11 protein-coding genes are annotated in these 12,379 nt (G+C 61.8%); 9 read left to right on the top strand and 2 right to left on the bottom strand.

Translation table 11 applies throughout. From position 1 onward, the window contains the following. The 7 genes from NCS03_RS21495 to NCS03_RS21465 all read left to right on the top strand — a co-directional run bounded on the left by NCS03_RS21495 (nucleotide 1) and on the right by NCS03_RS21465 (nucleotide 7,181). On the top strand, nucleotides 1-1,191 hold the full coding sequence (locus NCS03_RS21495) for a xanthine dehydrogenase family Fe-S subunit (RefSeq protein ID WP_250529745.1): 1,191 nt from the start codon (nucleotides 1-3) through the stop codon (nucleotides 1,189-1,191). 71 nt (nucleotides 1,192-1,262) lie between these two features. Continuing rightward, on the top strand, nucleotides 1,263-2,228 hold the full coding sequence (locus tag NCS03_RS21490) for an amidohydrolase family protein (RefSeq protein ID WP_250529744.1): 966 nt from the start codon (nucleotides 1,263-1,265) through the stop codon (nucleotides 2,226-2,228). Nucleotides 2,229-2,262: 34 nt separating this feature from the next. Then, nucleotides 2,263-3,015, top strand: a complete 753-nt coding sequence (locus tag NCS03_RS21485; RefSeq protein ID WP_034471022.1) for a maleate cis-trans isomerase family protein — start codon at nucleotides 2,263-2,265, stop codon at nucleotides 3,013-3,015. Nucleotides 3,016-3,026: 11 nt separating this feature from the next. Beyond that, on the top strand, nucleotides 3,027-3,875 hold the full coding sequence (locus tag NCS03_RS21480; protein ID WP_250521940.1) for an alpha/beta fold hydrolase: 849 nt from the start codon (nucleotides 3,027-3,029) through the stop codon (nucleotides 3,873-3,875). Further along, nucleotides 3,862-4,896, top strand: coding sequence for a 2,5-dihydroxypyridine 5,6-dioxygenase NicX family protein (locus NCS03_RS21475; protein WP_250529743.1), 1,035 nt, complete (start codon nucleotides 3,862-3,864; stop codon nucleotides 4,894-4,896). The genes NCS03_RS21480 and NCS03_RS21475 overlap by 14 nt, the downstream gene beginning before the upstream one ends. Nucleotides 4,897-4,914: 18 nt before the next feature. Next, nucleotides 4,915-5,538: an N-carbamoylsarcosine amidohydrolase gene (locus NCS03_RS21470; RefSeq protein WP_250521939.1), complete on the top strand. Its 624-nt coding sequence runs from the start codon at nucleotides 4,915-4,917 to the stop codon at nucleotides 5,536-5,538. Nucleotides 5,539-5,585: 47 nt separating this feature from the next. Then, nucleotides 5,586-7,181, top strand: a complete 1,596-nt coding sequence (locus NCS03_RS21465) for an MFS transporter (RefSeq protein WP_250529742.1) — start codon at nucleotides 5,586-5,588, stop codon at nucleotides 7,179-7,181. Here the strand turns inward: NCS03_RS21465 and NCS03_RS21460 are convergent, their stop codons facing one another. Then, nucleotides 7,182-7,688 (bottom strand): MarR family winged helix-turn-helix transcriptional regulator, encoded by a 507-nt coding sequence (locus NCS03_RS21460; protein WP_200889168.1) that lies wholly within the window; start codon nucleotides 7,686-7,688, stop codon nucleotides 7,182-7,184. 290 nt (nucleotides 7,689-7,978) lie between these two features. On the opposite strand from NCS03_RS21460, the gene NCS03_RS21455 reads away from it, so the two are divergent. Next, complete coding sequence (locus NCS03_RS21455; RefSeq protein WP_239294831.1) at nucleotides 7,979-9,301, top strand: MFS transporter; 1,323 nt, start codon at nucleotides 7,979-7,981, stop codon at nucleotides 9,299-9,301. Between the two features lie 75 nt (nucleotides 9,302-9,376). Continuing rightward, complete coding sequence (locus NCS03_RS21450) at nucleotides 9,377-10,585, top strand: benzoate/H(+) symporter BenE family transporter (protein ID WP_250503242.1); 1,209 nt, start codon at nucleotides 9,377-9,379, stop codon at nucleotides 10,583-10,585. Nucleotide 10,586: 1 nt separating this feature from the next. Here NCS03_RS21450 and ptsG read toward each other — a convergent pair whose 3' ends face one another. After that, on the bottom strand, nucleotides 10,587-12,371 hold the full coding sequence (gene ptsG, locus NCS03_RS21445; protein WP_250529741.1) for a PTS glucose transporter subunit IIBC: 1,785 nt from the start codon (nucleotides 12,369-12,371) through the stop codon (nucleotides 10,587-10,589). Between the last annotated feature and the right edge of the window lie 8 nt (nucleotides 12,372-12,379).

Genomic DNA, 12,379 nt, shown 5'->3' with positions numbered 1-12,379 from the left:
ATGTCCGTCATCGAACTTACTATCAACGATCGATCCGTGCGCGAGGATGTCGAATCGCGCGTGCATCTCGGCGACTTTCTTCGCGATGCACACAACCTGACCGGCACGCACCTCGGTTGCGAGCACGGCGTGTGCGGCGCCTGCACCGTGCTCGTCGATGGCGAACCGGTGCGCTCGTGCATCACATTCGCCGTCGCTTTCGATCAGCAGAACATACGCACCATCGAAGGCTTCGAGGACGACGAACTGATGAAGCGTCTGCGTCGTGCGTTCTCGATCCATCACGGCCTGCAATGCGGTTATTGCACGCCCGGCATGCTGATCACCGCGCGGGATATCGTGCGCCGCTTTCCCGATGCGGACGAAGCACGCATCCGGCTCGAACTGTCTGGCAATCTGTGCCGCTGCACAGGCTATATGGGCATCGTCGCTGCGATCAAGGCGGTTCTCGCCGATCTGAAAGCGGAACCGATCGCGGATGCGCCTATCGCACGCGCAATAGTTAGCGGTGCAACTATTTCGGCGCCAGCATTTCAGACGTTCGCCGCTACACCGGTTGCCGCGCCGCAGGCACCCGTGGCCGCGAGCACTGCATCGACGGATCAACCCGCCGCGCAACGCAAAGGGTGGACCGCAATCGACGACAGCTTCGTCGTTCCCTTCGCGCTCGACAAGGTGTGGGCGTTCATGGGCGATCTGCCTTCGGTCACGTCGTGTCTTCCGGGCGCGGAACTCGTGGAGCACGACGGCGAAAGCGTGAAGGGCAAGATCGCGATCAAGTTCGGACCGATGTCGGCGAACTTCGCTGGCGCGGCGCGCCTGGAACGCGACGATGCCGCGCATCGCGCGGTCATGCGTGGAGCGGGGCAGGACAACATCAGCCGTTCGCGAGCGAATGGCGATGTGACATATGCATTGACGAGCGAAGGCGGGGGCGGGCAAACGCGGGTCGCGGTCACGCTCGAATACATGTTGCAAGGACCGCTCGCGCAGTTCTCGCGTTCGGGCCTCGTGAAGGATTTCGTGCGCAGGATGATCGCGGATTTCGGCGCGCGCATCACGGCGCAGCTCGGCGGTAACGCGGCGCCCGAGGCGGCGCTGTCCTCATCGTCCGCGAAGTTCAATGCGGGCAGCCTCGTGTGGAGCGTCATCTGGGCGCGCATCAAACAGCTTTTCGGAAAGGGCGATTGAGCACGCGAGATGAGCCGGTCCCGGCTCGTCGCACGATCATATCGTCAGCCTACTGATCAAATGGAGTTCAAATGAACAAGCGGATTCGCAAGATCGCCCTGGAAGAGCATTTCAGCACGCCCGGTTTCCAGGGCTATTCGAAGAGCTTCACGCAGCACATCGCGCCTGAAGTCCTGCGCGATCTCGCCGCGCGCCTGACCGATTTCGACGAACAGCGCATCGTCGAAATGGATCGCGCGGGCATCGACTACACGATACTTTCGCAAACGGGCCCGAGCGTGCAGGGCGAGCCGGATGCGGCGCTCGCGATCAGCCGCGCGAAGGCGAGCAACGACTTTCTCGCGCAGCAGATCGCGCGTCATCCGTTGCGCTTCGGCGGCTTTGCGACGTTGCCGATGCATACCGCGAAGGCCGCATCCGATGAACTGACGCGCGCCGTGCGCGAACTCGGCTTCAAGGGCGCGCTCGTCAATGGTCACACACTCGGCACCTACTACGACGACCGCGCTTACGATCCCTTCTGGGCGACGATGCAGGAACTCGACGTACCTTTATATCTGCATCCGACGGATGCATTCGTGAGCCCGCGCGTGCTCGACGGTCATCCCGAACTCACCGGCGCGACCTGGGGATGGGGCATCGAAACCGGCAGCCACGCACTGCGCCTGCTGTTCAGCGGCGTGTTCGATCGCTTCCCGAATCTGAAGATCATTCTCGGGCACATGGGCGAAGGTCTGCCGTTCTTGCGCTGGCGCTTCGACAGCCGTTTCGCGGTTTATTCGCATGGCCTGAGTCTTGAACGGGCGCCCTCGGATTACATCGGCACCAACATCCTGATCACGACCTCGGGCGTGTGCTCGGCCCCGGCGCTCATCGGCGCGATCGGCGAAATGGGCGCGCAAGGGGTGATGTTCTCGGTTGACTATCCGTATGAATCGACGGAGATCGCAGCGGACTTCATAGAACGCGCGCCGCTCGACGACGCCACGCGAGCGCTCGTCTGTCACGGCAATGCGGAACGCCTCTTCCGCCTTTGACCACCCCGAAGAACACAAGCACATGGAGCAGCACATGACCAAGCACTACCGCATCGGCCAGATCGTGCCGAGTTCGAACACGACGATGGAGACCGAGATTCCCGCGATGTTGCTCGCGCGCCAGACGATTCGCCCCGAGCGCTTCACGTTTCATTCGAGCCGCATGCGGATGAAAAAGGTCGTGAAGGAAGAACTCGCCGCGATGGATGCCGAGTCGGACCGCTGCGCAGTTGAACTCTCCGATGCGCGCGTCGATGTGCTCGGCTATGCGTGTCTCGTCGCGATCATGGCGATGGGTCATGGCTATCATCGCGTATCGCAAAAGCGCTTGCACGAGCGCACCGTCGACAACGGCGGCGATGCGCCCGTCATCACGAGCGCGGGCGCGCTGGTCGATGCATTGAAGGTGATCGGCGCGAAGCGCGTGGTCGTCGTCACGCCTTATATGAAGCCGTTGACCGAACTCGTGGTCGACTATATCCGCAATGAGGATTACGACGTGATCGACTATCGCGCGCTCGAGATTCCCGACAATCTCGAAGTCGCGCGTCATGATCCGAGCCGCCTTCCCGAGATCGTCATGTCGATGCGATATGAGGAAGCCGATGCCATCGTGCTGTCGGCATGCGTGCAGATGCCTTCGTTGCCGGTGATCGCGAAGGTCGAGGCAATGACGGGCAAGCCGGTCGTCACCGCGGCCGTCGCGACGACCTATGCGATGCTCAAGCAACTCGGTCTCGAAGCCGTCGTGCCGGGCGCGGGCGCGTTGCTGTCCGGCGCATATTGAGCGAGGGCGACATGTCGACCTATCTGTACGGCGCGAACGTTCAGGCGAATGGCATCCGTCAGCACTATCTGCGTTACGGTGGCGCACGCACGGGACTCGATCCGGTGATCATCGTGCCGGGCATTACGAGTCCTGCGGTGACGTGGGGCTTCGTCGCGGAGCATATTGGCCAAGTGTTCGATACCTATGTGCTCGATGTGCGCGGACGAGGCTTGTCGTCGGCATCGGATTCGCTCGACTACAGCCTCGACGCACAAGCCGCCGATCTGGTTGCGTTCGCAACTACTTTGGGATTCGAGCGCTACAGCGTCGTCGGTCACTCGATGGGCGCGCGCATCGGCATACGCGCTGCGCGTTCGCAGCCCGCGGGCATGACGCGTCTCGCGATGATCGATCCGCCCGTTTCGGGACCGGGACGTCGTGGCTATCCGTCGCAATTGCCGTGGTACATCGATTCTATCCGGCAGTCGCGCGAAGGCATGACGGCCGACGCAATGCGCGCCTTCTGTCCCACATGGACCGATGAACAACTCGCGTTGCGCGCGGAGTGGCTTCATACATGTGACGAACGCGCGATACGCGCGAGCTTTGAAGGCTTCCATACCGACGACATTCACGCCGATCTCGCGCATCTGCGGATTGCCGCGCTGCTCGTCACCGCGGGCAGAGGCGACGTCGTGCGCGACGAAGACGTCGAAGAGATTCGCGCACTCGTGCCGCATCTTCAGCACACGCGCGTGCGTGACGCTGGTCACATGATTCCGTGGGACGACGAAGCTGGCTTTCACGCCGCGCTCGGCGATTTCCTCGGCGCATCCATTCCGACGCTCGTTGAAGGAGGCAATCATGCCAGTCAGTGATTATCAGATGGTCGATGCGTGGACGAAGGTGCTCGAGCTCTCGCGTCTCGAAGCAGGGCAGACCGTCACCATTCTCACGAGCGCGTCGACGCATCCGCAAACGCTATCGACCGCACTGATCGCGACGCAAGCGATGGGCGCAATCGTCAATCGCCTCGACTTGCCGCCGGTGAACGGCGAGAAGGCGTTGAGCCGCGATTCCCTCGCGTATCTCGGCACGACGCCGTTGACCGGCAACCGGGCCGCGATTGCCGCGTTGAAGGAAAGCGATCTCGTGCTCGATCTGATGACCTTGCTGTTCTCGCCCGAGCAACTCGACATACTCAAGGCCGGCACGAAGATCCTGCTCGCGGTCGAGCCACCCGAAGTGCTTACGCGCCTCGTGCCGACACCCGCCGATCGCGAACGCGTGCTCGCCGCACGGGCGCGCATCGCGCGCGCTAAGGAGATGCATATCGTCTCCGCCGCGGGGACGGATTTTCGCTGTCCGCTCGGCGAGTTCGAACCGATCGCCGAATACGGTTTCGTCGATGAACCGGGGCGCTGGGATCACTGGCCAAGCGGATTCGCGCTGACGTTTCCTAACGATGGCAAGGCGCATGGCCGCATCGCGATCGAGCGCGGCGATATTTTGTTGCCGCAGAAAAGCTATGTGCAGGAACGCATTGAACTGACCGTCGAAGGCGGTTATGCAAAGCGCATCGAAGGCGGCATCGACGCGCAATTGCTAAGCGAATACATGGCGACGTTCAACGATGCAGAGGCCTACGCGATTTCGCATATCGGCTGGGGCCTGCAGCCGCGCGCTCACTGGTCGACGCTCGGGCTCTACGATCGCGAGGCGACCATCGGCATGGATGCGCGCGCGTTCGAAGGCAACTTCCTGTTTTCGCTCGGACCGAATAACGAAGCCGGCGGCAGCCGCTCGACGACCTGTCATATCGACATTCCGCTGCGTCATTGCGATGTATTCCTCGATGGCGAAGCCGTCGTGCGCGATGGCGTGGTCCTCGACCGCTGACCCAGGAAAACCCCGCACATGTCCCACGATATCGAAACCTACAAGCGTCAGAGCTTCGGCTCGACGCTCGAACCGAAAGCGCCGGTCGGCCTTTTGATCGTCGATCTGGTGAACGGCTTCGCGAATCCCGACGTGTTCGGCGGCGGCAATATTCCGCAAGCCATCGAGAACACCGTGCCCTTGCTTGCGCATGCGCGCGAGAAGGGCTGGCCGGTTGCACATAGCCGTATCGTCTTCGCCGACGATGACTCCGATCACAACGTCTTCACGATGAAAGTGCCGGGCCTGCTCGCGCTGAAGGAAGATTCGCACGACAGCGCGATCGTGCCGCAGCTCACGCCGCGCGCAGGCGAACTCGTCGTGCGCAAAACAGCGCCATCGGCGTTCTTCGGGACGTCGCTCGCGGCATGGCTCACGCAGCATGGCGTGCGAACGCTCGTCGTCGCGGGTGCAGTGACGAGCGGTTGCGTGCGGTCGTCCGTCGTCGATGCGATGCAATACGGATTTCGTCCATTCGTGTTGTCGGATTGCGTCGGTGATCGCGCGATTGCGCCGCACGAGGCGAATCTCTTCGACATGGCGCAGAAATACGCTGCCGTGATGAAGCGTGATGAAGCGCTCGAATTGCTCAAAGATCTTTGATCATCTCGTAGCACGGCTCGCCTGATGCCAGGGCGCATGGGATCGACATGGCCACGTCTCTTTCGGAGCGGTCGCACCGCGCAGTCACGCGTCATGAATTCACGCTGATCGTCGCGTCTTCGTTCGGTGCGTTGCTCGAATGGTATGACTTCTATATCTACGCTGCGCTAGCGGGCACGTTCAGCACGTTGTTCTTTCCGAGCGGCAACGATACGGTGGCCTTTCTCGCGAGTCTCGCGACGTTCGGTGCGGGCTTCCTCGTACGTCCGCTCGGCGCGCTCTTCTTTGGCAGGCTCGGCGATCGCATCGGGCGAAAGTACACGTTCATGGCGACCATCGTGTTGATGGGCGTCGCGACCATCGGCGTGGGCTTGCTGCCGTCGTTCGACAAGATCGGCATGCCGGCGCCTGGCTTGCTCGTTGCGTTGCGGCTCTTGCAAGGCTTCGCGCTCGGCGGCGAAACGGGCGGCGCGGCGACCTATCTCGCGGAACATTCGCCTGTGGATCGGCGCGGCTTTTATACGAGCTCGCTGCAAACGACAGCGACGCTGGGCCTGCTCGCATCGATCGCGGCGGTCAGCATCAGCCGTGCATCGATGGACGAAGCCGCATTCCAGAGTTGGGGCTGGCGCGTGCCGTTCCTCGTGTCGATCGTGTTGCTCGCGATCTCGGTGTATCTGCGCACGAAGCTCGCCGAATCGCCGACCTTTCGTGAGATGAAGCGCGCGAACAGGTTATCGACTTCGCCGATAGGCGAGAGCTTCGGCGAATGGGCGAACCTCAAATACGTGTTGATCATGCTGTTCAGCACGGCATCGGGCGTGGGTGTCGTCTTCGGCACTGGACATTTCTACTCCATGTACTTTCTGCAGAACACGCTGAAAGTCGCGCCCAATACGGTGAACCTGTTCCTCGCGATTGCATTGATCGCGGTATTCCCGTTCTACCTCGTGTTCGGCTGGCTATCGGATCGCATTGGACGAAAGTGGATCATGATGCTCGCGTGCCTGTTGCTCGCCGCGACGACGCAACCGATCTTTCATGCGCTCACGCACTACGCGAATCCTCGGTTGGAAGCGTTTCAGAAGAGCGCACCTGTAACGGTCCGCGCGGACGATTGCCGCTTTACGCTGTTCTCCGCGCCAGTGACGGAATGCGATCGCATACGCTCGTTTCTCAGCGCATCGGGTGTTTCGTATGACCGCGCTCCGTTGCAAGCGGGAGAAGCGGCATCGACGCAAATCGGCTCGATCGTCGTTCATGGAAGCGACAAACGCGAACTGGAAAAGGCGTTGATCGCCTCGGGCTGGTCGGCGCATGCGGATGCATCGAAAATCAACGCGCCAATGGTCGTATTTCTGATGTGGCTTCTGCTGCTTTATCTCGCGATGGTCTACGGCCCGATGGCCGCATTCATGGTCGAGCTGTTTCCGGCGCGCATTCGATATACGTCGCTATCGTTGCCGTTCCATCTGGGTTCGGGCTGGTTCGGGGGAATGCTGCCGTTCGTGGTGTCGGCGATGGCTGTGGCGCGCGGCAACGTCTACTTCGGGCTCTGGTATCCGATCGTGATCGCGGTAGTGTCGTTCGCGGTCGGCGCGCTCTTCGTGCCCGAAACGTACCGCCGCGATATCACGCGATAGTCAGTCGAAATGCTTGAGGGAAGTGCGGCCGTATTGGTTATTGCCTTCGACGAGCTGCATCATCATTCGCACGAAATGAGCGCGATCTTCGGGGCTCAGCGGGCCAAGGAATCTGACTTGAGCTTCACGCATGCTGCCGTACATGTCCTTCATCGTGCGGCGTCCTTTCGCGGTGATGTTCGCGATCTTGAGGCGCCCGTCGTGCGGACTCGGCTCGCGCTTGACGAGTCCGCGTTCCTCCAGACGGCGCAGCACGTCGGCCATCGTCGTGCGATCGACGCCCACTTCCGCACACAGCGATGTCTGGTCGAGACCGGGCCGCTCGCTCAATGTGGTCAGCAAGCCGTACTGCACGGGCGTGATGGCGAAGTCCTTGCAGCACTCGAAGAAGAGCGCGATATGGATCTGATTGAGCCGCCGGATCAGAAACCCCGGCCGCTGCCACAAGTGTCCGGTCTCGATGCCGCCATCGGAAACAGCAGCTTTTTTATCGGCAACGGTACTCATCCTTAACCCTTTATCGAAGAAGTTTTGCCACGCAGGAATCTAAAGATTGTAGGTGCAATCACAGTTGCGCTCCTAATTTTTTCCGGATACAAATCTATCCGTCAGCATACTGACGAAATGCTGATGGCTGGAACGCCGGATGTCAATGATTGAAGTCAATACGCGAAGTCAATAGAACGATGCGTCGCACAGGGTCATGCGCAGGTGAAGAAGGCGCGCATGAATAATCAGCATGCTGATTAAATGGCGAATGCGTTGAACGTCACCTCACTCAGAGTTTGGAGCCAAAGATGAGTTCTACCCCGGTACAGACGGACGACGTCGCCATTCATGGGCGGTCGATGTCACGCAACGATATCAAGACGCTGATGCTGGCGTCGCTAGGCGGCGCGCTGGAGTACTACGACTTCATCGTCGCGGTGTTCTTCACGAAGCTGCTCGCCACCGTGTTCTTTCCGCCGCAGACGCCCGAATGGCTCGCGCAGCTCGAAGTGTTCTGCATCTTCGCAGCGGGTTATCTCGTGCGTCCGATCGGCGGCATCTTCTTCGCGCACTTTGGCGATCGCATCGGCCGCAAGAAGATGTTCGCGCTGAGCCTTTTTCTCATGGCCGCGCCGACGTTGCTCATCGGCTTGTTGCCGAGCTATGCGACGCTCGGCATCGTCGCGCCGTTGCTCTTTCTCTTGTGCCGCGTTTTGCAGGGTCTTTCGGTCGGCGGGGAAGTGCCGGGTGCGTGGATCTTCTGCTCCGAGCATGTGAGGCGCGATCGTATCGGTCTCGCATGCGGTCTTCTGATGTCGGGTCTTTGCACCGGCATTCTGCTCGGCGCGCTGTCGGCGAAGTTCCTCATCGGCAACATGGAGCCGGCGGATCTGAAGAGCTGGGGCTGGCGTCTGCCGTTCATCGCGGGCGGCGCGTTCGGTCTGATCTCCGTTTATTTGCGCCGCTATCTGCAGGAAACGCCGGTGTTCGAAGCGCTGCGTGCGAAGCGTGAAGCGGATGCGCGTCTGCCGCTCGCGGTCGTGCTGAAAGAGCATCGCGGCGCGGTAATCGTCTCGCTGCTGGCGACGTGGGTGTTCTCCGGCATCTTCGTGCTGTACTTCCTCTACACGCCGACGTTCCTGCAATCGCAGTTCCACTTCGCGCCGAAGGATGTCTTCACGAACAACTCGTGGTCGATCTTCGGGCTGATCGTCGGCAGCACCTTCGCTGGATGGGCAGCCGACAAGATCGGCGGCGGGCGCGCGTATGCGATCGGCAGTGTCGCGATGCTGCTCGTCACCGGCGCGTTCTACATGAACCTGAACGCGGGCAGTCAGTCCGTGTGGGCGCTGTATATCCTCGGCGGCTTCCTGATCGGGACGATCACGCTCGGGCCTTACATCATCGTGAAGAGCTTTCCGCCGGAAGTGCGCTTCACCGGTTTCGCGCTCTCGTACAACACGGCGTATGCGATCTTCGGCGGCACCGCGCCCGCAATCGCCTCGTTTCTGGTAGGGCGGCAGGGCATCACGATGGCCCCCGCCTGGTACATTGGCGCGCTTTGCGTGCTCGGCGTGATCATCGGTCTCGCATGGCGTGCGCCCGTACATGCCGAATCGACGGCGCATTGAGGCCGGCCCTTCAATCCGCAGCATTTTCTTGCGTCGATGCCGACGCGAGAAAACGCTTCCGTTCGAGCGAGACACATGTCTGTTGGCGGCGCTTCCGATAGCGGCATCGGCCGGTCATGGCTTTTGTACTTTTCGCTTGCGTTCGCGAGCATGACCTTTTCCGCGACGGGACCGGTCGCGATCATCATCGCCGCGTCGCGCGAGGGCGGCTTGAGCTTCGCGCAGACATCGTCGTGGCTGTTCGCGTCGATCGGAATGAACGGGCTGGCGAGCATCGTCATCAGCTGGAAGACGCGTCAGCCTTTGCTCTTTCTGTGGACGATTCCCGGCGCGATTCTCGCCGCGCCGGTGATCGCGCAATACGGATTCGGCGCAGCCGTGGGCACGTATCTCGTGTGCGCCGCGGTGCTGCTCGTGCTCGGCGTGACGAACCTCGTCGCGCTGCTCGACCGATGGGTGCCCATGGCGATCGTCATGGCGATGATCGCCGGACTCTTCATCAAGTACGTGCTGGCCGTCGTGCATTCGACGATAGCCGCGCCGCTCATAGGCGCCAGCATGTCGATCGCGTTCTTCGGGCTGATGTGGCTCGAGCGACGCAACGCAGCGCCCATGCCGCCGCTCATCGGCGCGATGCTGGCAGGCGCGGCGATTCTCTTCGCAACGGGCTTCCGTTTGCCGAGTCACAGCGGCGGTGCATGGACGGCGACGCCTGCGCTCGTCGCGCCGCGCTTCGATATTCACGCGATCTCGCAACTCTTGTTGCCGATGCTCATCACCGTGATTTTCGTGCAGAACGCGCAGGGAATCGCGGTGACGCGGGCATCGGGATATCGCACGTCGTTGCGGCTCGTGACGATCTATAGCGGCGTGCTGAGCGCGATCACCGCGCCGTTCGGCGGCTGTCCTTCGGTGCTTGCGGGGCCGAGCAATGCGATTCTCGTGTCGGGCGGCACGCATGGCCGGCATTACATCGGCGCGTTGATCGCGGGCGTCATATGCGTGGCGATCGGCGTGTTCGCCACGGCATATGTGTTTCTGCTGGCGAATCTGCCCGGCGCGTATATCGCGATTCTCGCCGGGCTCGCGATGATGGGCGTGCTCGAAAAGTCTTTCGTCAGCGCGTTTCGTTCGGCGTTGCCGCTGAGCGCGATGATCGTGTTCGTCGTTACGCTCAGCGACGTGACCTTGCTTGGTATCGGTGCGGCTTTCTGGGGCGTCGTGGCGGGGTGCCTCGCTTACTACGCCGTGGAAAAGCCGCGCTCGGGCGACGTGCCCGCGTGAATCAACGCATCGCGCCCGCAAGGTTCTCCGCTTCGAGTCCAACGATCAGATCGACTTCGCCGTTGGCAAGCGGCTGCGTCGCCGGCACGCCCGCTGCTTTCAGCGCGGCGCCGTCGAGCCGCGACGCATCGCCGAGCGCGACGCGCAAGCGCGTGGCCGCGAGCGGTTCGAGCTTGAGGATATTGGCCGCGCCGCCCAGCGCCGCGCGAATCTTTTCCGCGCGCGCCTTCTGCTGCGCTGCATCCTGCGCGGGCGCCGAAGCCGGGGCGCTCATCGCGTCGGAAGCTGTGGCGGTGGATGCTGCGCCCGCCACTGGCAGATCGGCGTCGCTTCCCGCGGTCTTCAGATAGTCCTGCATGTCGGTCTTCATGTTCTCCGACAGCGGCCCGAAAATCGCCTGCACGCCGTTGCCGACGCGCACGACGCCCGCAGCGCCGAGCGCCTTCAACCTTGCATCATCGACGAGCGACGGATCGTTCACCGTGATGCGCAGGCGCGTGATGCACGCATCGAGGCTCTTGATGTTCGAGCGGCCGCCGAACGCGAGCACGAGATCGCGCGAGCGTCCGCCGACGCCACTGGAACTTACCGCGGCAGTGGCCGCCGTATCGTCCTCACGTCCCGGCGTCTTGAGATTGAAGCGCGTAATCACGAAACGGAACACGACGTAATAGATCGCCGCATAGATCGGCCCGAGGATGAACACGTACCACGCGTGCGTCGCCTTGTTGCCGATCAGGTTGAACATCAAAAAGTCGATCGCGCCTTGCGAGAACGTGAAGCCCATGTGCATGTTCAGCGTATTGGCGACGAATTGCGCCGACGCCGCGAGACACGCGTGAATGAAGTACAGCACGGGCGCGACGAACAGGAACGCGAACTCGATCGGCTCCGTGATGCCGGTGAGGAAGGAAGTCAGCGCTGCCGACACCATCATGCCGCCGACCGCAACCTTCTTTTCGGGTTTGGCGCAATGCCAGATCGCGATCGCGGCGGCGGGCAGACCGAACATCTTGAACAGGAAGGCGCCCGACAGAATGCCCGCGGTCGGATCGCCGGCGAAGAAACGGTTGATGTCGCCATGAACGATCTTGCCTGTCGTCGGATCGAGGAAGCTGCCCGCCTCGAAAAAAAACGGAACGTTCCAGATGTGATGCAAACCGAACGGAATCAGCAGACGTTCGACAAAACCGTACACGGTCGCCGCGGTGCGGGGATCGGAGACCGCCGCCCATTGCGAGAACGCCTTGATGACACCGCCGATCGGCGGCCACACGACCGACAGCACCGCGCCGAGCACGATCGCACCGATGGCCGTGACGATCGGCACGAAGCGCTTGCCGGCGAAGAAACCGAGATAGGCTGGCAGCGTGATGCGGTAATAGCGGTTGAACATCCACGCCGCGAGACCGCCCGCGAGAATGCCGCCGAACACGCCGGTCTGAATCGACGGAATGCCCATGATCATCGTCGGCTCGACGCCTTCGAGCTTCGCGATGACGCCGAGCGTCGCCGTCATCACGAGATAGCCGATGGTCGCGGCGATTCCTGATACGCCATCGTTTTCCGTGAAGCCGAGCGCCACGCCGATCGCGAAGATCAACGGCAGATTGCCGAAGATCACGTCGCCGGCGTTCTTCATCAGTTCGAGGATGATGGCGGGCACGTAGCCATGAAAATCGGTCGCGCCGAGACCGAGCAAGAGGCCGGCGACGGGCAGCACCGCGACCGGCAGCATCAGCGACTTGCCGACCTTCTGCACCACGCCGAATGCGTTTTTGAACATTTTTTTGT

The organism is Caballeronia sp. ATUFL_F1_KS4A (genome assembly GCF_023630905.1).
GTDB classification, from domain to species: Bacteria; Pseudomonadota; Gammaproteobacteria; order Burkholderiales; family Burkholderiaceae; genus Caballeronia; species Caballeronia zhejiangensis.
Note: the sequence above shows the minus strand (reverse complement) of the source record. Positions and strands in the feature narration are given on the sequence as shown.